This is a genomic window from Bradyrhizobium sp. 604_D8_N2_3 (genome assembly GCF_051810765.1).
GTDB classification, from domain to species: domain Bacteria; phylum Pseudomonadota; class Alphaproteobacteria; order Rhizobiales; family Xanthobacteraceae; genus Bradyrhizobium; species Bradyrhizobium barranii.
In genome coordinates, this window is sequence record NZ_JBPWPM010000001.1 from 6,971,083 (window position 1) to 6,992,128 (window position 21,046).

General features: G+C 61.6%; 18 protein-coding genes. 15 read left to right on the forward strand and 3 right to left on the reverse strand.

All coding sequences use genetic code 11. The annotated features are described in order from the left end of the window. The first annotated feature begins 278 nt into the window (after positions 1 to 278). The 6 genes from AB7245_RS33430 to AB7245_RS33455 all read left to right on the forward strand — a co-directional run bounded on the left by AB7245_RS33430 (position 279) and on the right by AB7245_RS33455 (position 10,020). The gene (locus AB7245_RS33430) at positions 279 to 1,844 is read left to right on the forward strand and encodes an AbgT family transporter (RefSeq protein WP_166343451.1); all 1,566 of its coding nucleotides are present in this window, start codon (positions 279 to 281) and stop codon (positions 1,842 to 1,844) included. Between the two features lie 201 nt (positions 1,845 to 2,045). Then, entirely contained in the window at positions 2,046 to 3,044 is a 999-nt protein-coding gene (gene glsA, locus AB7245_RS33435) for a glutaminase A (RefSeq protein WP_231142855.1), read from the forward strand. A gap of 74 nt (positions 3,045 to 3,118) precedes the next feature. After that, positions 3,119 to 4,768 (forward strand): MFS transporter, encoded by a 1,650-nt coding sequence (locus AB7245_RS33440; protein ID WP_354102844.1) that lies wholly within the window; start codon positions 3,119 to 3,121, stop codon positions 4,766 to 4,768. Positions 4,769 to 4,871: 103 nt separating this feature from the next. Next, on the forward strand, positions 4,872 to 6,254 hold the full coding sequence (locus AB7245_RS33445) for a M20/M25/M40 family metallo-hydrolase (RefSeq protein WP_283017318.1): 1,383 nt from the start codon (positions 4,872 to 4,874) through the stop codon (positions 6,252 to 6,254). Positions 6,255 to 6,308: 54 nt separating this feature from the next. Then, positions 6,309 to 8,138 carry an SLC13 family permease gene (locus tag AB7245_RS33450; protein WP_354102845.1) on the forward strand — a complete coding sequence of 610 codons (1,830 nt, stop codon included), beginning with the start codon at positions 6,309 to 6,311 and terminating at the stop codon, positions 8,136 to 8,138. 52 nt (positions 8,139 to 8,190) lie between these two features. Continuing rightward, positions 8,191 to 10,020 (forward strand): SLC13 family permease, encoded by a 1,830-nt coding sequence (locus tag AB7245_RS33455; RefSeq protein WP_283017320.1) that lies wholly within the window; start codon positions 8,191 to 8,193, stop codon positions 10,018 to 10,020. 6 nt (positions 10,021 to 10,026) lie between these two features. On the opposite strand, the gene AB7245_RS33460 is transcribed toward AB7245_RS33455, so the two are convergent. Together AB7245_RS33460 and AB7245_RS33465 are read right to left on the reverse strand one after the other, a co-directional pair. Next, complete coding sequence (locus tag AB7245_RS33460) at positions 10,027 to 13,092, reverse strand: efflux RND transporter permease subunit (RefSeq protein WP_439035412.1); 3,066 nt, start codon at positions 13,090 to 13,092, stop codon at positions 10,027 to 10,029. Beyond that, on the reverse strand, positions 13,089 to 14,192 hold the full coding sequence (locus AB7245_RS33465) for an efflux RND transporter periplasmic adaptor subunit (RefSeq protein ID WP_231145359.1): 1,104 nt from the start codon (positions 14,190 to 14,192) through the stop codon (positions 13,089 to 13,091). Before AB7245_RS33465 ends, AB7245_RS33460 begins: the two co-directional genes overlap by 4 nt. A gap of 366 nt (positions 14,193 to 14,558) precedes the next feature. On the opposite strand from AB7245_RS33465, the gene AB7245_RS33470 reads away from it, so the two are divergent. The 7 genes from AB7245_RS33470 to AB7245_RS33500 all read left to right on the forward strand — a co-directional run bounded on the left by AB7245_RS33470 (position 14,559) and on the right by AB7245_RS33500 (position 19,395). Continuing rightward, the gene (locus AB7245_RS33470; RefSeq protein ID WP_166343463.1) at positions 14,559 to 15,080 is read left to right on the forward strand and encodes a Na+/H+ antiporter subunit E; all 522 of its coding nucleotides are present in this window, start codon (positions 14,559 to 14,561) and stop codon (positions 15,078 to 15,080) included. Then, positions 15,073 to 15,363: a monovalent cation/H+ antiporter complex subunit F gene (locus AB7245_RS33475; protein WP_071911305.1), complete on the forward strand. Its 291-nt coding sequence runs from the start codon at positions 15,073 to 15,075 to the stop codon at positions 15,361 to 15,363. The genes AB7245_RS33470 and AB7245_RS33475 overlap by 8 nt, the downstream gene beginning before the upstream one ends. Continuing rightward, on the forward strand, positions 15,360 to 15,653 hold the full coding sequence (locus AB7245_RS33480) for a cation:proton antiporter (protein ID WP_028152034.1): 294 nt from the start codon (positions 15,360 to 15,362) through the stop codon (positions 15,651 to 15,653). Before AB7245_RS33475 ends, AB7245_RS33480 begins: the two co-directional genes overlap by 4 nt. A gap of 11 nt (positions 15,654 to 15,664) precedes the next feature. Next, entirely contained in the window at positions 15,665 to 16,594 is a 930-nt protein-coding gene (locus tag AB7245_RS33485) for an MnhB domain-containing protein (protein WP_231142869.1), read from the forward strand. Further along, positions 16,591 to 16,932, forward strand: coding sequence for an NADH-quinone oxidoreductase subunit K (locus AB7245_RS33490; RefSeq protein WP_231142871.1), 342 nt, complete (start codon positions 16,591 to 16,593; stop codon positions 16,930 to 16,932). Before AB7245_RS33485 ends, AB7245_RS33490 begins: the two co-directional genes overlap by 4 nt. 23 nt (positions 16,933 to 16,955) lie before the next feature. Next, positions 16,956 to 18,704: a complex I subunit 5 family protein gene (locus AB7245_RS33495; protein ID WP_439035413.1), complete on the forward strand. Its 1,749-nt coding sequence runs from the start codon at positions 16,956 to 16,958 to the stop codon at positions 18,702 to 18,704. A gap of 187 nt (positions 18,705 to 18,891) precedes the next feature. Next, positions 18,892 to 19,395, forward strand: coding sequence for a DUF1269 domain-containing protein (locus AB7245_RS33500; protein ID WP_028152030.1), 504 nt, complete (start codon positions 18,892 to 18,894; stop codon positions 19,393 to 19,395). Positions 19,396 to 19,401: 6 nt separating this feature from the next. On the opposite strand, the gene AB7245_RS33505 is transcribed toward AB7245_RS33500, so the two are convergent. Further along, positions 19,402 to 20,112 (reverse strand): Bax inhibitor-1/YccA family protein, encoded by a 711-nt coding sequence (locus tag AB7245_RS33505; RefSeq protein WP_063981774.1) that lies wholly within the window; start codon positions 20,110 to 20,112, stop codon positions 19,402 to 19,404. 240 nt (positions 20,113 to 20,352) lie between these two features. On the opposite strand from AB7245_RS33505, the gene AB7245_RS33510 reads away from it, so the two are divergent. After that, positions 20,353 to 20,550, forward strand: a complete 198-nt coding sequence (locus AB7245_RS33510) for a DUF6894 family protein (RefSeq protein ID WP_063981773.1) — start codon at positions 20,353 to 20,355, stop codon at positions 20,548 to 20,550. A gap of 232 nt (positions 20,551 to 20,782) precedes the next feature. Then, positions 20,783 to 21,019, forward strand: coding sequence for a hypothetical protein (locus AB7245_RS33515; protein ID WP_071911297.1), 237 nt, complete (start codon positions 20,783 to 20,785; stop codon positions 21,017 to 21,019). The last annotated feature ends 27 nt before the right edge of the window (positions 21,020 to 21,046 follow it).

Sequence of the window (21,046 nt, forward strand, 5' to 3'; positions counted from 1 at the left end):
TCGTAAGGCAGCGTGTGAACGGACAGATCGCGAAAGGATGAGCAATCCTCTCCCGAGAGGCCTCCGTGCCTCCATGGTCCTTTCAGATCGTCGCCGCACTCGCGGCGATGGCGCTGACATCTTCGTCAGAGGAGTAGCGGGGTCGTCGCGTTGATTACGAGATCAGCGGTTTCGAGCGCGCATTGGCGTCCGATCCTTCCTCGCTGTTCTCATAGCACGGATCATCATGGTACCAGCGCCGCTCCAGCCGTCGCTAATGGAGCGGGAGGATTTCCGACATGAGCGCGCGCAGTGACGCCACGAACACGCCGCCATCGAAGACGATGACGCAAAGAGCCCTCGACACTGTCGAACGTGTCGGAAACAGCGTCCCGCACCCGGTCGTGATATTTCTGATCCTCATCGCCATCGTGTTGGTGCTGTCTCACTTACTCTACATGTTGGGGGCAAGCGTCACCTATCAGGTCATCAACCCGGATACTCACAAGATCGAGACCGCGACCTCTGCCGCCAATAGCCTGCTGACGGCGGATGGAATTCGTCATATTTACACCCGGCTCGTGCCAAACCTCATGGGTTTCACCGCGGTTGGGCTGTTGATCGTCGCCATGATGGGCGTCGGCGTCGCCGAGGAAGCCGGCCTGATCAACGCGTTGATCCGAAAACTCGTGGCCGTCTCTCCGAGTTGGGCACTCGTTTACATCGTCGCGTTCGTCGGCATCTTGTCCAGCATTGCCGCAGACGCCGGCTATGTGGTGTTGATCCCGTTGGCCGGCGCCGCCTTCTTGAGCGTTGGCCGGCATCCTCTCGCCGGGCTCGCTGTGGGATTTGCCGCAGTCGCCGGTGCATTCACCGTGAACATGATCATCAAGCCGCTTGATGCCGTTCTGACGGAAATCACCAACGACGCAATCCACATGGTCAACCCCACCACGTCGCTGGATCTGACCGCCAACGTCTCGTTCTCGATCGCCTCCGTTGTTGTCCTGACCATCGTCATCGCGCTCATCAACAACCGGATCATCGAGCCACGGCTGGGCGCTTACCAGGCCGAGAAGACCGCCAATACTCAGCCGGAGGCGAACGGAGGGCAGCTTTCCGCCGACGAGTCGCGTGGGCTGAGGTACAGCGGCTTTGCGCTGCTCGGGGTCGTGATCCTGTTCCTTCTGTTAACGGTTCCGTCGGGCGCGCCCCTGCGCAATCCGACGACGGGCGTCCTGATCGGCAACTCACCATTCATGAACGGCCTGATCGGGGTCATCATGGTGCTGTTCCTTGCAACCGGGATCGCATACGGCATCGGCGCGAGAACGGTGAATAGCTCCGCGGCCGTCATCGCGGCCATGACCAAGGCGGTGGCTTCGCTGAGCGGCACCATCCTCCTCTTCGTCGTCATCAGCCAGTTCGTCGATTACTTCAACTATAGCAACATTCCAACGTTGATGGCCCTGACGATGGCCGATGTCTTGAAGAGCGCGAATATCGGCACGCTGTGGCTGCTGGTTGGCTTCATCATTGTCGTCATGATCCTGGACTTCGTGTTCACGCCGGCGATCGCCAAATGGGCCATCTTCGCGCCGGTCTTCGTGCCGGTGTTCGTGCAGCTTAACGTCGATCCCGCGGCCGTCCTGGCCGCCTACCGCGTCGGCGACTCGCCGATCAACGCGATTACCCCGCTCAATGCCTATTTTGCCATGGTGGTCGGATTTGCCCAGATTTACGACAAGAAAGCGGGCGTCGGGACGGTTGTCGCGCTGATGTTGCCGTACACTCTCTGGATGGCCATCATTTGGACCGTGCTGTTCGTCGTCTGGTACCTGCTGGGCTTGCCTTGGGGATTATGAGGCGCAAGGCAGCCCTAACCCGGAAAAACCCCGAGATGTCCGGGTAAATGGCCTGATTGTTCACCAAGGAAAATCAACGTTAGATGACGGTCCGTTGGGCCTCGTTAAAGGCAGTGAACGAAAACGGCGAGTGAGGGCGTTTGACCCGACACATGTCGGGGCTCCCTCGGTGCTTCTCATTATGGAGGCTTGGAACGCGCAATGAATGCGAACGCCGATGCCGACAACAACTATTCCTACGTATCAACCGGACACTTGCCGGCCGAAGCGGAAGTCATCTCGCTGATCGACGAGGTGTACGCGCGCTACAAATCAAATACGGACGGCAAGAACTCTCAAGTATATCCCGCTCTCGCCGAAGTGCCGAGCGACCTGTTCGGCGTTTGCGTGGTCGGCACCAACGGCGCGGTCTACGCCGTAGGGGCGGCCGAATACGAATTCTCCATCATGAGCGTTTCCAAGCCGTTCATCTTTGCATTGGTCTGTCAGGCCCTCGGCGCGGCGCAGGCACGTCAGAAGCTTGGAGCGAACGCGACCGGCCTTCCGTTCAACTCGCTCGCTGCCGTCGAACGAAGTCCCGATGGCCGGACAAATCCCATGGTGAATGCGGGCGCGATTGCAACGACAAGCCTCGTACCGGGAACGACGGCTGATGCGAAATGGAAGTTCATCTACGACGGATTGTCACAGTTCGCCGGACGTCCGCTTGCGCTTAACGACGAGGTTTATGCCTCGGCGACGGAGACTAACTTCCGAAACCAGAGCATCGCCCGCCTGCTCCAGAGTTTCGAACGGATTTACTGTGATCCGGCAGAGGCGACCGATCTTTACACCAGACAATGCGCGCTGAATGTGAGTGCCAAGGATCTGGCGGTGATGGGTGCGACTTTGGCGGACGGTGGCGTGAACCCCATCACGAAAGTGCGCGTGGTCGATCCGTCGGTCTGCCACTACGCACTGGCCGTCATGACCACTGCCGGAATGTACGAGACATCAGGCGATTGGCTTTACGATGTCGGGCTACCGGGCAAGAGCGGCATCGGCGGCGGGATCGTCACGGTCTCCCCCGGAAAGGGCGGTCTGGGGACTTTTGCGCCGCCGCTCGACAGCGCCGGAAACAGCGTCAAGGGACAGCTTGTAGCGAAGTATCTGTCGCAGCGGCTGGGCATGGATTTGTTCATGTCCAACCCGGAAGCGTAGGTTTGCAATTGTCGTAGATTCAGCCCGCACTGACTGTGGCTGGACTTCGGAAAAAAATGACAAGGGGACACGCCATGACGATGGCATCTGCGACGACGGTTCACTCCGTTGAAGAAGAGAATGCATCCTGGGTGCCGATGATCACCATCGCCCTCGGCCAGATGATCATGTCCTTCAACGTCGCCTCCTTGCCAGTTGCGCTGGGAGGGATGGTCAACAGTTTTGGCGTTCCGCCCACGACTGTCGCCACCGGTATCGTGGCTTATTCGATGCTTGTAGCCGGCTTCGTCATGCTCGGTGCGAAGCTGACACAGCGCTACGGGGCGACGCACGTATTCCGCGTTGCCGTTGCCGTGTTCGGCGCCGCGCAGGTATTGATGACGTTCAGTCCAAACGCGGATCTCATGATTACTGCGCAATCCTTGTCCGGCGCGGCTGGTGCGGTGATCGTACCGTCGTTGGTCGCGCTTATCGCGGAAAACTACAAGGGGCGGCAGCAGGCAACAGCCGTTGGCGCATTGGGTTCCGCGCGCGCCGCTGCGGGCGTCCTGGCGTTTGTCATCGGCGGTACTCTAGGCACATTCATCGGATGGCGCCCTGCGTTCGGGATTCTGATCGCCGTGTCGGCTGTGGTTTTCCTTTTGAGCTTTCGTCTCAAGCCCGATGAGGCGCGTCCGGAGGTCCGGATCGATTTCGTAGGTGTCATTCTCGCTGCCGCAGCCATCATTCTGATCAGCTTCGGTTTCAACAACCTCAATCGGTGGGGGCTGGGATTCGCGGGGCCCAATGCGCCATTCGACCTCTTTGGCGTATCTCCCGCCCCGATCATGATCGTGATGGGTATCGTGCTCGGTCAGGGCTTTTTGAGTTGGACCCACAGACAGCAGGCTGCGGGGAAGACACCGCTTCTTGCGCTCGAGGTGATCGACTCCCCGCAGGAGCGGGCGGCGGTGTACGCGATGTTTGCTGTCGTAGCGCTGGAAGCAATGCTCAATTTCTCGGTTCCATTATACATCCAGATCGTGCAGGGGCGCACGCCGCTAGCGACAACAATCGCCATGATGCCCTTCAACCTCACCGTCTTCTTCGCTGCGATGCTGATCGTGCGGTTCTATGGTCGGTTCACGCCGAGGCAGATCGGACGCTATGGCTTCATACTCTGCACTGTGGCGCTCCTTTGGCTCGCCTTTGTCGTGAGGAATGATTGGAGCGCCGTCCCGGTTCTCCTTGGGCTCGTGATTTTCGGCATTGGACAGGGATCGCTGGTCACACTGCTGTTCAACGTGCTGGTCACGGCTTCGCCGAAAGAACTCGCAGGCGACGTCGGCTCGCTGCGCGGCACGACCAACAATCTCGCCGCGGCCGTCGGCACAGCGGTGGCCGGGGCACTCCTCGTCGGCCTGTTAAGCGCGGCTGTTTTGCGGACCATCGCCGAAAATCCAAAATTGCCGCCTGAGATACAGGCGCAGCTGGACCTGGATAACATCACCTTCATCAGCAATGACCGGCTGCAGAGCGTGATGGAGCAAACCACGGCCTCTCCGGCTCAAGTGGCGGAAGCAGTGCGCGTCAACACTGTCGTGCGATTGCGCGCTTTGAAAATTGGCCTCATCATCATGGCTGGCGTTGCCTTGCTTGCGATTTTCCCGGCAGGGAAGCTGCCCAACTTCCTGCCAGGCGAAATTCCCGACCCGGCGCCGCGTAAGCGCGGAAGGAACGAATAGCAATCGTAACCTCCTGGCAAGAAACAGCGTTTGCTACGACGGACAATGTGGCGATCGCGCCCGCGTACTGACCAACGGCTCAGAAGACCCTCCGGAGGGCTCCATGACCAAGCTCGATGATGTCCTATCCAACGTCGACGCAAATCTCGATGCGGCTCTCGAGCGTCTGTTCGCGATCCTGCGCATCAAGTCGATTTCGACCGATCCGGCTTACAAGGCCGAATGTACCGCCAATGCCGAATGGCACGTGGCCGACCTCAAGAGCATTGGCTTCGACGCCTCGGTGCGCCCGACACCGGGGCACCCGATGGTCGTGGCGCATGACCGCAACGTGCCCGGTCCCTCGGCGCTGTTCTACGGTCATTACGATGTGCAGCCGGTCGATCCTCTCGAGCTCTGGGATCGCGATCCCTTTGACCCGTCTATCCAGACGATGTCCGATGGCGCGAAGATCATCACGGGCCGCGGCTCCGCCGACGACAAAGGCCAACTCATGGCCTTTGTCGAGGCCTGCCGCGCCTGGAAGGCGGTCACCGGCAAACTGCCGATTCCGGTTTCGATCCTGCTGGAGGGCGAAGAGGAATCCGGTGGCGTGAACCTGCCGGGCTTTCTCGATGCCCATGCCGCGGAGCTGCGCGCAGATATCGGCCTGATCTGCGACACCAACATGTGGGACCACGAGACGCCGGCGATCCAGACCATGCTGCGCGGACTCTGCGGGGAAGAGGTCATCATACACGCCGCCGACCGCGACCTGCACTCGGGCTTCTATGGTTCGGCCGCGGCCAATCCGAACCGCATCCTCGCCCGCATCCTCTCTGACCTGCACGACGACAACGGACGCGTCACGCTGCGCGGCTTCTATGACGGCGTACCGGAACTTCCGAAGGCGCTGCGCGAGCAATGGGACAGCCTGAACTTCAGCGCAAAGTCCTTCCTCGGCGCCATCGGGCTTTCGATTCCCGCCGGCGAGAAGGGCCGCGACGCGCTGGAGATGGTCTGGTCGCGCCCGACCTGCGAAATCAACGGCATGGGCGGCGGCTACCAGGGGGCCGGATTCAAGACCGTGATTCCCGCCATGGCATCGGCAAAGGTGTCTTTCCGCCTGGTTTTCGATCAGGACCCCCATGCCATCCGCAAAGCCTTCCGGGAGCATGTGCATGCACGCGTCCCGGCCGATTGCCGTGTGGAATTCCTGGAGCATGGCGCGGGTCAGGCGATCCGCTTCCCGATCGAGGCCCCGGCCTTCGGCAAGGCGCGCGACGCACTGACGGCCGAATGGGGCAAGCCCGCAGTCTTCATCGGCGGTGGCGGCTCCATTCCCGTAACCCATCAGCTCAAACAATCGCTGGGCATGGACGTGGTGCTTGCGGGCTTCGGCCTCGAGGATGACCGCATCCACAGCCCGAACGAGAAGTACAATCTCAAGAGCTTCCATAAGGGCATCCGCTCCTGGGCACGTATTCTGGAAGCGCTGTCGCGGTAGAGCGGCACGGGCAAGCAGCGCTGGCTCCGGGCCAGACCGCCCTCGCGAGGTGCGATGACGCCGCATATACTCATTACCTTCGCCATCATCGCCACGATGGTGCTGCTGTTCGTCTCGAACTGGGTGCCGGTCGCGGTCGTGGCGCTAAGTGCGACACTCGTGCTTTACGCGACCGGCATTCTGGAGCTCTCCGAGGCGCTGGCAGGCTTCGGCGACACCACGATACTCTTCATTGCTTCGCTCTTCGTGGTGAGTGCCAGCCTGGATTCGTCCGGCGTCACCACGTGGGCAGGCCAGGTGCTGATCCGTTACGCCGGCGAAAGCCGGACACGCCTGTTGGTGCTGTCGATGTTGCTAGTGGCCTTTCTCACGGCGCTGATCGGCTCGGGTGGCGCAGTGGCTGCCCTGCTGCCCATGCTGGTGATCGTCTCCGTCCGGCTCAAGCGGCCGCCTGCGCAACTCATGATGCCTCTCGCCTTCGCCTCCTATTCGGGGTCGATGCTGGTACTGACCGGAAGCCTTGTGAACGTGCTGCTTTCCGACGCGGCGAGCGATGTCGGTCTCACGCCCTTCGGCTTTTTCGAGATGACCGTGATCGGCGTACCGCTCCTGGCAGGCACCGTGGCCATCGTGATTCTTTTCGGCGATATGCTGCTGCCGGTGCGCACTAGCCGGGAGATGCCGGAGGACCTGAGCCACCATTCGCGCATGCTGACCGAGCAATACAAGCTGTTTGACCAGGTGTACCAACTTGAGATCACCGCCGCCTCGCCCTATCGCGGCACGTTGCAGGCGGTGCTGGAATCGCGGCTGGAGCGCGAGAACCACCCGGAGCTCAGCTTCATCGCTATTCGCCCTCGCCGCCAGAACAGCATCTCGTGGCAACATTCTCTCGTGGAAGGCGATCGGCTCATCATGCGCGGTGAGCAGGCGGCGATGGACGCGTTCGCGGAGCAGCATGGCCTGACGCCCTGCCAGGAGACGATCGGCAAAATGCGGGAGGCACTGTTCAACGATAGCCATGGCTTTTCCGAGGTGGTGCTGCCGCCCCGCTCTCGTCTGATCGGTGAGACCGTCTTCCCCGGCATGGTCACCGAAAGTGGCGATCTGATTATCCTGGGCGTTCAACGCGGCGGCGAGAATCTCGGACCGGGCGAAACCGTTCTTGCGGCTGGTGACACGCTGTTGCTGCAAGGCCGTTGGGAAGCGCTCGAGGAGTACGGGCGAGATCCCAACGTGCTCGTCGTTGCTGCCCCTGACATGATCCGCAGCCAGGCCAGGCCCCTGGGCACCGGCTCCATACGCGCCATTGTCATTCTCGCGGTCATGGTTACGCTGCTAGCGACGGGCGTCGTGCCAAGAGTCGTCGCTGGATTGGCGGCGGCCTGCGCAGTGATCCTGTTGCGCGTACTCAAGATCGAACGAGCCTATCGGGCGATTAACTGGAACGTGCTGATCATGGTCGCTTCGCTGATCCCGCTCTCGACCGCCATGTACAAGACGGGTGCAGCCTATCTCATCGCCGATACACTCGTTGCCATTGTCGGCAATGCGAGCCCGTACGCGCTGCTGGCGGGGCTATTTTTGCTCACGGCGCTAATCGGCCAGTTGATCAGCAGCACGGCGACGACACTCATCGTCATTCCGATAGCGATTGCCTCCGCGGAAGCCGTCGGTGTCTCGCCGCGCACCGCGCTGGTGACGGTGGCGGTGGCTGCGGCCGCTTCCTTTCTTACGCCAATCGCTGCCTCAGCGAGCCTCATGGTGCAGGGCCCCGGCGGCTATCGATTTGGCGATTTCTGGAGGATGGGTCTACCGTTGCTGCTCTGGTTCTTCCTGGTAGGCACGTTTCTCGTGCCCATGCTCTGGCCATTCGCAGGATGAGCAGTTTGCGCAGGATGATTGGTTTGCGTCTTAACCGACCGGGTATTTCCGCATGAACACCAATCTTGCTTTGGTTCTTCTGCTGCTTGCGGCCGCGATCGTGATGTTTATGGCCAATCGCCCGCGCATGGATGCGGTCGCGCTGCTGATGATCGTGATCATGCCATTTACTGGGGTGATTACCATCAACGAGGCGCTGGCGGGGTTCAGTGATCCCAGCATCGTGCTGATCGCGGGCCTCTTCGTGATCGGAGAAGGGCTGGTGCGCACCGGTGTGGCGCGTCGCCTCGGCGACTGGCTGAATGCGACCGCCGGCAGCAGCGAGACGCGCATGCTGGTGCTGCTGATGCTCGCGGTCAGTGGGCTCGGTGCATTCATGAGTTCGACCGCCGTGGTGGCTATATTCATCCCGGTCGTGCTGCGCATCTGTCAGAACACGGGCGCCGCGCCGAGCCAGTTGATGATGCCCTTGAGCTTTGCGGCCCTGATCAGTGGCATGCTCACCCTGGTCGCGACGGCGCCAAATCTCGTGGTCAACGCCGAGCTGATCCGCCAGGGTGCGGCAGGCTTCGGCTTTTTCAGCTTCACGCCCTTTGGGCTCGCATTCCTGGCGCTCGGCATTGCCTATATGCTGTTCGCGCGGCGGTTTCTGCCCGTCTCGGCCAAGCGTGTGGACAGCGAGCGCCGTCAGCCGAACTTGCTTGATTGGGTAACGCAGTATGGCCTCACCGATCGCGCCTTGCGCGTACGCGTGCTGACCGACTCGCCGCTGGTCGGCAAGCGCCTGGAAGAGCTCCCGCTCCGGAACAGTGGCGTGAATTTGCTCGCCATCGAGCTTCCCGGCCGCTTCGGGTCCGAGGCGATCCGTCCGAACGCAAGGACCGAGCTCGCCGCGGGGCAGATCTTGCTGCTCGACGTCATCGCGTCCCCTGCCGAAACCAACCGGATGCTGAATGACTATATGGTCGAAAAGCTCCCTTTGGGCGATTGCGGCTACTTCACCGATCGTTCGCAGGAGATCGGCATGGTCGAAGTCATTGTCCCGGCGGAATCCAAGCTGATCGGATCGAGCGTTTTGCAGGCGCGGGTCCGTAGCGAAATGGGATTGACGGTGCTGGGGTTGCGGCACGGTCGCGAGGTCGTGAGCCAGGGGCTGCTCGATGAGACCTTGAAGGTCGGTGACACCCTTCTGCTGACCGGCTTCTGGTCTGACATCCGCAAGCTGCGATCCGAATTCTCGGATCTTGTCGTCCTGAACCTACCGACCGAGCACAAAGAGGTTCTCCCGGCCGCGAACCTCGCACCTCAGGCTCTGGCGGTGCTGGCTTTGACGGTCGGTATGATGGTCAGCGGTGTGGTGCCGAACGTGCACGCGGTTCTGATCGGCTGCTTGCTGATGGGGTTGCTGGGCTGCGTGGATTTCAACAGTGCCTATGCCTCGATCAACTGGAAGAGCCTGGTCCTTATTGTCGGCATGCTGCCCTTTTCGCTGGCGCTGCAACGAACCGGTGGCGTCGATCTCGCCGCCGACGCGGTGACGCATCTTGCGGGCGAGGCATCACCGCGAGTCCTGTTGGCGCTGCTCTTCGTGATCACGGCTGCCCTTGGCCTGTTCATCTCGAATACGGCAACCGCGGTGCTCATGGCGCCAGTAGCGCTCGCTGTCGCGAAGGACATCGGCGCCTCGCCGTATCCCTTCGCGATGACTATCGCCATCGCAGCCTCGGCCGCCTTCATGACGCCTGTGTCTTCGCCGGTGAACACCTTGGTGGTCGGACCGGGCAATTACGGTTTCGGCGATTTCCTGAAGATTGGTGTCCCTTTTACCGTCGTCGTCATGGTAACGACCCTGGCGCTGGTGCCTTGGCTGCTCCGATTTTAGCGGCCGTCAGGCCGGGCGCGATCCCGCGGACGGTCGCTCTTTCTCTTCCCGCGCAAACCAGGCGACATACAGGGTCGGCAGGAAGACCAGCGTCAGAACGGTGGCGACCAGGAGTCCGCCCATGATCGCGAATGCCATCGGTCCCCAGAATACTGTTGGCGCGATTGGAATCATCCCGAGAACAGTCGATACGGCCGTCAACATGATCGGCCGAAAACGGGAGCTGCTGGCATCGACCGCAGCGTCCCAGGCCGTCTTGCCCAAAGCGCGTTCGGCGTCGATCTGACCGATCAGAATGACCGCGTTCTTGCTGATCATGCCCAGCAGCGCGAGCACGCCGAGAATGGCGACAAAACCTAGGGGCCTGCCGGACAGCATCAACGCTGCAACCACGCCGATAAGGCCGAGCGGCGCCACGCTGAGCACCATGAACAGTCTCGGAAAGCTCTGGAGCTGCACCATGAGGACGGTAAACATGACGAACAGCATCACCGGCACCACTGCCAGCACAGACGCCTGCGACTTCTGACTTTCCTCCACGGTGCCACCCACGACGACGCTGTACCCCGAAGGAAGGCTCTTTCTGAAGTTCTCGATCGCCATCGAGAGCGACGTAACCACGCTCTCCGGCAGCTTGTCACCGGCAATGGCAGCCTGAACCGTCAGGGTCGGAACGCGGTCGCGCCGCCAGACGAGCGGAAACTCCTGGTCATATTCGAAGGAGGCGAACTGGCTGAGAGGAACAGTCTGCCCACCCGGCAGCGCCACCTGCAAGTTGCGCAGACCGTCCAGCGAGCCCCTCTGCTCGTTGGTCGCGCGCGCCACCACATTGACCAGATAGATATCGTCGCGAACCTGGGTAATGGGTGTGCCGGATATGACCGTATTCAGGACTGTCGCGATCGCTTGCGAACTGAGGCCGAGAAGGCGAGCCTCGTTCTGGTCCACGCGAATACGCACTTGGCGATTGGGTTCCATCCAATCGAAATTCACCTGCTTGGTGTCCGGACTGGAGGCTACGATCTGTCCGACTTTGAGCGCGATTTCGCGCACCCGTTCCACGTCGGGCCCACTGACCCGATACTGCACCGGCCATCCAACCGGCGGTCCGAGCTCAAGCGGAGAAACGAACGCAATCGCGTTAGGAAACTCCTGCGCGAGCAGCTTTTCGAGCTTGGAATGCAGGCGCTCGCGTGCAGCGACATCCTTGGCGATCACCACGGCCTGCGTGAAGAAATCGTTCGGGAGCTGAACATTAAGGGGCAAATAGAAACGGATGGCGCCGCGCCCGACATAGGTGCTCCACCGCGCCACATCGGCATCGGTCGAAAGGGCAGCATCCAGGCGCTTTGCCGCAGCCTCGCTCGCGTGGATTGACGAGTTCTGCGGCAAGCTCAGGTCCACGAGCAATTCAGGACGGTCCGACGATGGAAAGAACTGTCGCGGGATGAGCGGCAGCGCAAGCACCGAACAAACGAAGAGCGCCAAGGAGATCGCGATCGTCAGCCATTTCGCGCGCATCGCGAAAGTCAGGAAACTCCGATACATGCGGAAGATCCTGCCCGGATCCGCCGTACTTGTTTGCTTCGGCGGAACAAGGATCGCTGCTCCGAGCAGTGGCGTGAAAATGACCGCAACGAACCAGGAAACCAGCAGTGCGATCGTGACCACGGCGAAGAGCGAGAACGTGTATTCACCGGCGGAACTCGCGGCAAAGCCGACCGGTATAAAGCCCGCTATCGTCACCAGCGTGCCCGCGAGCATCGCCATTGCATGGGTCCGATATGCGAAAGTTGCCGCCTCGATCTTACTGGCGCCCTCTGCGAGCCGACTGAGCGTCGCATCGGTCGTGGTCATCGCATCGTCGACCAGCAATGCGAGCGCAATGATCAGCGCGCCAAGCGATATTCGCTGCATATCGATGCTGAGAAGTCCCATGATCGGAAACACGATCGCCAGCGTGAATGGTATGGCCAGCGCTATGATCAGGCCGGGTCGTACGCCCAGGCTGATGAAACTCACCACCATGATGATGCCGATCGCCTGCATCAGCGAGACCGTAAACTCGCGGATCGCCTGGTCGACGACAACGGGCTGGTCCGCGACCAGGCTGGGCTCGATCCCAATGGGGAGATTCGCGGTGATTTGCGCCATTGCCTTTCTGATATTGGCGCCGAGCGCGAGAATGTCGCCGCCATCCCGCATGGCGATTGCAAGGCCTATTGCCGGTTTGCCATTGATCCGAAACATCGGCTGGGGCGGATCCGTGTAGCCGCGTCGCACCTGCGCAATATCGCTCAGGCGAAGCATGCGGCCGCCGGCGGAAAAATTGATGTTGGCGATGTCCTGCTCCGACTGGAAGCTGCCTGATACCCGAATCGAAATGCTTTCCAAGCCTGTCTGAATCGTTCCCGCCGGACGCACGATGTTTTGCGACTGGAGCGCCGCAATAAGAGCGGACCGATCAATTCCGAGGGCCGCGAGCTCCTTCGTGGAAAACTCGACGAAGATCACTTCATCCTGTTCGCCCAGAAGCTCAATCTTTGACACGTCAGGTACGAGAAGCAGCCTTGAGCGGATGTCCTCGACCCGATCGCGCAACTCGCGCTGAGTGAAGCCGTCACTGGTAAAGCCATAGATGATGCCGAACGTATCACCGAATTCGTCATTAAACCCCGGCCCGATCACGCCTGCGGGTAGTGTGTGACGCATGTCTCCGATCGCCTTTCGTACGTGGTACCAGGTGTCGGCCACCTGTTTCGCATTCGCGCTCCCCTTCAGATTTACAAAGACGGTCGCGACACCGGCCCTTGTGAAGCTCCGCAGGAAGTCCAGATGCGGCGTTTCCTGCAAGTGACGTTCGAGGCGCTCAGTCACCTGCTTCATCGTCTCTTCCACAGTTGCGCCGGGCCACGCGGCCTGGACGACCATGGTCTTGATGATGAAGGCGGGATCTTCGTTGCGCCCCAACCGGAAATAGGACAGCGCCCCCCCGACCACCGCAATCATCATCATATAGACGACCAGCGAACGGTGTTTCAGAGCCCAGTCGGAAAGATTAATTCCGCTCATGGCTCGGATCCAAGAATCCGGACCTTCTGACCCGGATGCAACGCCTGAACGCCGGCGGTGACAACTATTTCGCCGATGTCGAGCCCCTGGGAAATGATGGCCTGCGCTTCATCGAATCGCAGCACGTCCACATTGCGCACCGCGACCGTGGCGGTGGCCGGGTCGACGACCCATACGGCGGGCTGCTCGTTCATCCTGGTCAGCGCGGAAGATGGAATATCGATCATCGGCCCTGCAGTGGTACTCACTCGCCCTATCACTGACGCACCCAACCGCATCGCGGCTGGCGGATCCGTCAGGCCGACCTTGACCTCGAAGGTTCGGGTCACAGCACTGGCCTGTGCAGCGACTTCGCGAATGCGCCCTTGCGCCGTTATCGACGGATCGTCAGCCAAGCTGACAGTAATCTCTGGATCGATGGAGGCCGACCTGATCAATTGAGCGGGGACATCGAAGATCGCATCGCGACCGTCCTGCCGTGCGATCCTGGCGATCATCTGCCCGACCTGGACGACCTCGCCGGCGACCGGACCTGTGGCTGTTATCACACCGGGTGCATCAGCCTTGAGTTCGGTGAAACCAACGAGGTCATGCGCAGAACTCAGTTGCGCTTCGGCCGCATCGACTTGCGATTGCGCGGTTTGCCGTGCCTGGGTTGCGGCATCGTAGTTGACGCGCGTGGTCCACCCCTGCGCCAACAGCGTCTCCTGACGATCGAAGTGATTGCGCGCCTGGGTCAATTGCCCCTGAGCGGCGGCAAGGGAGGCCTGCGCCTGCCGCAGCGTGCTCAGTTCATTCTGCGACTCCAATCGTGCCAGCACCTGGCCGGCCTTGACCCGGTCGCCTATCTTGGTGTCATTACTCAACAATCGTCCCGAGATCCGGAATGCGACATTCACCTCGTCTTCTGCCTCGACCCGTCCGGAGAATGTCAGCGGCGTTGTGACCTTGCGTTTTTCTACGGTCGCCGTACGTACAATCCGCGGCGGAGATGCGTCCTTGGTTTCGGTTTCCCGTCCACATCCTGCCAGCATCAGCGAGAACGCCGTCACCAGCGTCGAAGTGAGGATGTTTCGGGGCGCGGATCGGCTGCCGTGCATGAACATGACCTGTTCCGTTCCGGGAGTGAGATCTTGCCGGGAGGATTGCTCAGTCCGCAGTCGCATTTTCCCCGGTACCGCCATCCGCATTTTTGCCGAAGGAGTCCGCCGTCAACATCGGTAAATCTACTCGGTGGTGCCGGATGGAATCCGTGCTCGGCCATCAGCAGATTCCTGAGACATGATCAGGCAATCACCCGATGTCGCCGGTTCCGTCCACGACGCATGATGCAATCGTCAGGTGAAGCAGTCGCGACCCCTGCCGCGGCTCCGCCGTTTGAATTCTCGTCTGGGGCGCGCAAACGCGCTTCCTCAAAGCACGGCAGACCCGGACGACACAATCCGGGGGCAACCGAGGAAACCGGGATGACAGGGTCCTCAGGTGATCGATATGGGCGTGCCGTCGTCGCGGTTGGAGGATCGTGGCGAACTGCGACTTTCAGAGCCGCATTTTTCCTTTGCCTCTGGCTCGTGCTCGCCGGCGCCAATCCGACAGATATTCCTGCCGCCGCGGCAGCAATCGCGGCAGCAACCTGGACAAGCCTGCACCTGCTGGAGCCGAGCAGATCCCGGCGGTCAATTCCTGCCATGGTCCGCCTGGCGCTGCTTTTCCTATACCAATCGGTGGTCGCCGGCGTAGACGTCGCACGCCGCGCGCTCGATCCCCGGCTGCCGCTGCGGCCGGGATTTGTGTTCTATCCGACCGGCCTCTCACGCGGGATGCAACGGAACGTGTTCACGACACTCACCAGCCTTTTGCCTGGCACTGTGCCAACCGGGGAGGAGAGCGGGCAGCTCGTCTATCACTGTCTCGACGTCGAGCAACCGGTCGTTGCCGAACTTGCCGCGGAGGAAGCGGCGTTGGTTCGGGCCCTCTACAATGACTGAATTCCTCACGGCCGCAGTCGGCTTGATCCTGGCGATGCTGGGGCTCGGGCTGGTCTCGATCTTGCGTGGCCCGACAGATGCCGACCGGATGATGGCGGCGCAACTGATCGGGACTGCCGGCATTGCCGTCTTGCTGCTGCTCGGAACCGTGACAGGCGTGCCGGCGGCCGTCGACGTGGCATTGATACTGGCACTGCTCGCCACTTTCGCATCCATCGCATTCGTCAAGAAGGGGCTCTCCCGCCTCGAAACCGATGGGGCCGATCCGGGGGAGGACAGATGAGCGTGGCACGCGACATCATCACGGTTGCGGGAGTGTCGGCAGGCGTATTCTTTTTTTTCGCCGGCACCGTCGGCCTTCTTCGCTTTCCCGACACCCTGACTCGTCTGCACGCGCTCAGCAAGGCCGATAACCTCGGCCTGGGTTTCGTCGTGCTCGGGCTGCTCCCCCAAACAGGAGGCCTGCGTGACGGGCTGAAGCTGATCAGCATCTGGATGTTCGTGCTGCTCGCTGGCGCCACCGTCTCCCAATTGATCGCGCGCACGGCACGTCAGAGCGGGTCAGGCAAATGAACATCGCAACAGTGTTCGAGATCGCGCTCGCCGCCGTGGTGCTGGGCCTCGCCATCTGGACGATCGCCGTCCCCGACACCTATTCGGCCACGGTCGGCTTCATCGCCTACGGACTGCTGGTTGCGCTGATCTGGGTCCGTCTTGACGCCGTCGATGTCGCGCTGACCGAGGCTGCAATTGGCGGAGGCCTGGGCGGCGTCGTGCTGTTGGGTGCGGCGGCCCGGCTGCGCGATACCGAGGCGATGACAACGGAAGGGCCCAGCCTGATCGTGCGCTTGAGCGCGGCCATATTGTCCGCGTCGATCGCGGCAGCGCTGGCCGTCACGATCCTGCTGCTGCCCGATCCGGCGCCAACGCTCGCGCCCTCTGTCGTCGCGAATGCCGGGGCGACCGGAATGACCAACCCCGTCACCAACGTGCTCATGGCATTCCGCGGAATGGACACCATGCTCGAGAAGGTCGTGCTCCTGCTCGCCATCGTCGGTGTCTGGTCGCTTGCGTCGGACCAGGCCTGGGGCGGTCGTCCCGGACCACGCCACCAGGCTGATCCAAATGGTGTTCTCGCCTTTCTTGCGCGCCTGTTGCCACCCGCCGGCATCGTCGTCGGCATTTACATCCTGTGGACGGGCGCTGATCACCCCGGCGGAGCATTTCAGGGCGGCGCGGTTCTCGCATCGATGTGGCTGCTGGTGATCATGGCCGGGCTGGTGGATACCCCGCCCGTGCGCAGTCGATGGCTACGTCTCATCTTGGTGGTCGGCCCCGGCCTGTTCCTTGCCGTCGGCCTTGGCGGGCTCTGTTTTGGGTCGGCGTTCCTTGCCTATCCCGTTGCGTTCGCCAAGCCGATAATTCTGAGCATTGAGGTCGCGATGCTCCTGACGATCGCGACGACGCTCGGCCTGCTGCTCGCCGGTGCACCTGAAAGGAGCGCTGAGCGATGAGCGCCGTGACGGTTTTCGGACTATGCGCCGCCGCGGCGGTCGGGCTCGGGCTCTACGGCCTGATTGCCAATCCGCAACCGCTTCGCAAGATCATCGCATTCAATCTGCTCGGCAGCGGCGTGTTTCTTCTGTTCGGCATCGTCGGGCGACGAGGCGCCGCAGCGGGCTTTGGCAACGACCCGGTGCCGCAGGCCCTAGTGATCACAGGAGTCGTGGTCGCGTTTTCCGCAACGGCTCTGGCGATCGCCTTGTTGCTGCGGCTTTTTCAGATCGCAGGCTCCACGACGCTCAACAATCGGACGGCGGCGAGCCCGCGCTCCGATCCGTCCGGTCACTGATGCTGCCCCCCGCCCCCGCGCTGGTGACCACCGCCGGCGGCTTCCTGCTGGTGCTGTCGATCGTCGTGCCGGTCGCGGGCGTCTTGCTGGCGTTCGCTCTCGGCCAGCGCTACGTCCGGCAGGTTGTCTCCACGGTCGTACCGGTCGGGTTGGCGATTGCTGTCGCCGTTCTCGTGCTCTTGCCGCGGAGCGACGGCCACCTCGTCTACCTGCTCGGCGCCTGGCCACCGCCGCTCGGCGTAGCCCTCCGCGCGGACGGATTGTCAGCGGTCATGCTCGCGACGACGGCGGTCGTGATCTGCGCGGTCGCCATTTTTGCCGCAACCGATTTTCGTCCCCAATCTGTCGAAGCGCGCGCACCTTTCGCATTCTGGATCCTGCTTCTGGCAATCTGGGGCGCGCTGAACACGATCTTCGTCGCGGGAGACCTCTTCACGCTTTACGTTGCGCTGGAATTGCTGACGTTCGCCGCAGTGCCTCTGGTCTCTCTCGACGGTCGCGCGGAGACGCTTCGGGCCGCGCTGCGGTATCTGCTCTTCGCACTGCTCGGCTCGGTCCTCTACCTGATGGGCACCGCGCTGCTCTATGGTCTCTACGGCACCCTTGATATCGAGTTGTTGTCGCATCGCGTGAGCGCGGACTCCGGCGTGCTCATCGCGGCAGCCTTGATGACGACCGGTCTCCTCGCAAAAACTGCACTCTTTCCGTTGCACCTCTGGCTGCCACCCGCTCACGCGGGCGCACCGGCCGCAGCTAGCGCGATCCTGTCCGCCTTGGTCGTGAAGGGATCGTTCTTCATCCTTGTGCGGCTCTGGTTCGACGTCATGCCGGGTTTGCCCGGCTTGGCTGCCGCACAATTGCTCGCGGCGCTTGGAACCGGAGCGATCGTGTTCGGAAGCGTTGTCGCTCTCCGGCAAGAGCGCCTCAAGCTCCTGATTGCATATTCGACGCTGGCTCAGATTGGATATCTCTTCCTGATGTTTCCTCTTGCGTTCGGCGCGTCCGGGAAGCTCGAAAGTGACCAGGCCCTGGCGGGCGGCCTATTGCAGGCGGTTTCCCATGCGACTGCCAAGGCGGCGATGTTCATGGCCGTCGGATCAATCTACACCGGGCTCGGCCACGATCGCATCACCGGACTGCGAGGTGTCGCACGGGCCCTGCCCTTGAGCGTCCTGGCGTTCGCGATTGGCGGCATCGCCTTGATGGGTGTTCAACCGAGCGGAGCGTCACTCGCGAAGGAGTTATTGCTCCAGGACACGGCGAGGACGGGGCAGTGGTGGTGGGCCGTCGTGCTCCAGGCCGGCGGAATGTTCACGACCGCCTATGTCGTACTAGTCCTGTCCCATGCGTTCGCGCCATCAGACCAGCCGATTGCCCTCATCGGCCCAGCACCGCTCAGCCGGGACCTTGCTGCACTTGCCTTGGCCCTCTGTTCTCTGTTCCTTGGCTTGCTGCCCTGGGATTCGTATTTGCCGGTCCCGTATGATGCCACATCGAAGCTGTTCGGCATCGACGCGCTATCCAAATTGCTCCTGCCTGTGCTGGGAGGGGCGGCGCTCGCGATCCTGCTCAGCCCGTGGCCACACCCGCTGGGCTCATCCGCGGCCTGGAAAGCGCTCATGAGAGTGGTCGGTCCGCTCCGGCGCGGCTGTCTTAGATTCGGCAGCCTTATCGAAAGAGGCGACGAAGTTCTCCGTCAATGGTCCGCCGCGGGCATCTCCCTGCTCCTGGTGTCGCTGCTGCTCGCCGCGTCGATGTTCGCAGCAAATTGAAGACTCAGAACAGCCGGATCGCGCAGATCGGGCCGAGGGATTCCCCTGCTCTAATGATCCGGAACATTCTCTCCCGCGCCCAAGGGTTTTCTCGGATGTCGAGCTTGCAATTCGCCGTTTAGTCTCCGCGCCATGCAGTTGGCATCAGTCTTCCCGCGGTCCCTGCGGGAATGCCCAGGAGGTCTCCATGTCTGATCTGGTTGCGATCGTATACCCGACCGAAGCAAAGGCCGAAGAAGTCCGAACTCGGCTGCTCAAACTGCAAAAGGAATATTTGATCACCATCAGTGACGCCGTGATCGCCGTCAAGGCCGAGAACGGCAACATCAAGCTCAACCAGCTCGTCAACACCACAGCGACGGGCGCGATTACCGGCAGCTTCTGGGGACTCCTGGTCGGCGTGCTCTTCCTCAATCCGATCATCGGTGTCGCGGTCGGCGCTGCGTCCGGCGCGCTTGGAGGCGCCTTGTCCGATTTCGGCATCAACGATTCCTTCATGAAGGAGCTGTCCGCTTCGCTCCACACCGGCAACGCCGCGCTCTTCGTCCTGATCAAGAACATGACGGCAGACAAGGTATTGAAGGAAATCAAGGATGCCGGCGGAGTCGTGTTGAAAACGTCCCTGGACGAGACCAAGGAAAAGATCCTGCGCGATGCGCTCGCCAGCGCGGCGGAGCGGCCGGCGGCCTGAAGCCGCCTACCGCCTACCGCCGAGCAGGCGCAGCAGCATCATGAACAGATTGAGGAAGTTGAGGTAGAGCGACAGTGCCGCGATCACCGACTTACGGCCTGCCGTCGTCGCATCGTCCCTGCTCTCGTACATCGCCTTGATCCGCTGCGTATCATAGGCCGTAAGTCCCGCAAAGACGCCAACGCCGACGATCGAGATCAACCAATCGAGCCCCGTCGACCTCAGGAAAATATTGACCAGGCTTGCGACGATGATGCCGATCAGGCCCATGAACAGGAAGCTGCCGACCGCGGACAGGTCGCGCCTCGTGGTGTAGCCGAAGACGCTGAGTGCCCCGAACATCGCGGCCGCGATGAAGAACACGCGCGTGATCGAGGCGCTGGTGTAGATGTGCAGCAGCGTCGAGAGCGAGACGCCGACCAGCGCGGCATAGACGAAGAACAGAATGCGCGCCGTTTCCACCGACAGCGTATTGATGCGCGCCCCGATGAAGAACACCAGCCCGAGTGGCGCCAGGATGAAAACCCACATCAACGGGCTCTCGAGCAATGCGGGACCCATGAGCTGATACGTCAGCCACGCCACAATTGCAGTCAGGCCCACGCCCGCGGCCATATAATTGTAGATGCGCAGCATGTAGGCGCGCAATCCGGGATCGATCGCAAGCGCGCCGCCACCAGTGCCTGAGGCAGTCAGATTCGGATCATAATTCGACATCGCTTGCCTCCTCGGATTGGTTCGCATGAACAAACCAAGCTAGCGGTCCGGCCCCTGCGGGGACATCGGATGATCACCCGAGCGCCGGAAGATATATCACCCTATCTCGGGATACCCGTATCCGCCAGAGCGACTTACCGAAACGTAACCTTGGGTTGCCCCAGGCTTCTCATCCTTTTTGCCTGGACTCTTACACCTTTGTCACTGGAAGCTGGTCACGCACCGGCCTAATCCGTTCGCATGCGCTACTTCTTTCACATCGTCGACAAAAACGGCCTTTGTCCGGACGGAATTGGATGCGAGTGCGCCGACCATGACGCCGCCGTTCTGCACGCCAGGCATATCGCGACTGAACTCGCCAAGGCAGGCGAGTTGTTCCGCGCAAGCTTCGTGCTGGTCGCCCCGGCCGCTGCGCCCGGATCGGCAAGTCCTCATTAGAGGCGGTCGACCGATTTCCTGCCTCGCCCTCTACATAGAATCCCTGATGCGCCGACCGAGAAGCTGCCTCTAGTCTCGTAACCGAGGGTGGCCGGCCTACCCCGTTCAAATTCGACCCTTCCGCCCACCTCATCTCCGGGGTTGAGGGCTCGCCGCACGCGTCCGCGTCTATGCGTTGGCCGTCGGCGCTATCTCGATCTGAAGTGTTGTTGTGGGTCAGTTGGAGACAAACATGAATGTCCGGACCATCTGCGGTGCCTTGATCCTTGCCGGATCGATTGCGACCGCGCAGTCGACCAGTTCCCAGGCGCAGACGACCGATCCGGCCGCATCCGTGCCAAAGCAGGTCACGACACCTGCCCCAAGCACCGCCGCGCCAAATACGAATACGAACCCCACCAAGCATCGCTACTGGCGTCATCGCGGCGGCTCGCATCCCCATTATGGCAGCCGCCGTGTTCGCACCTGAGCCCGGGCGCGACAGTTCGTCATTGCA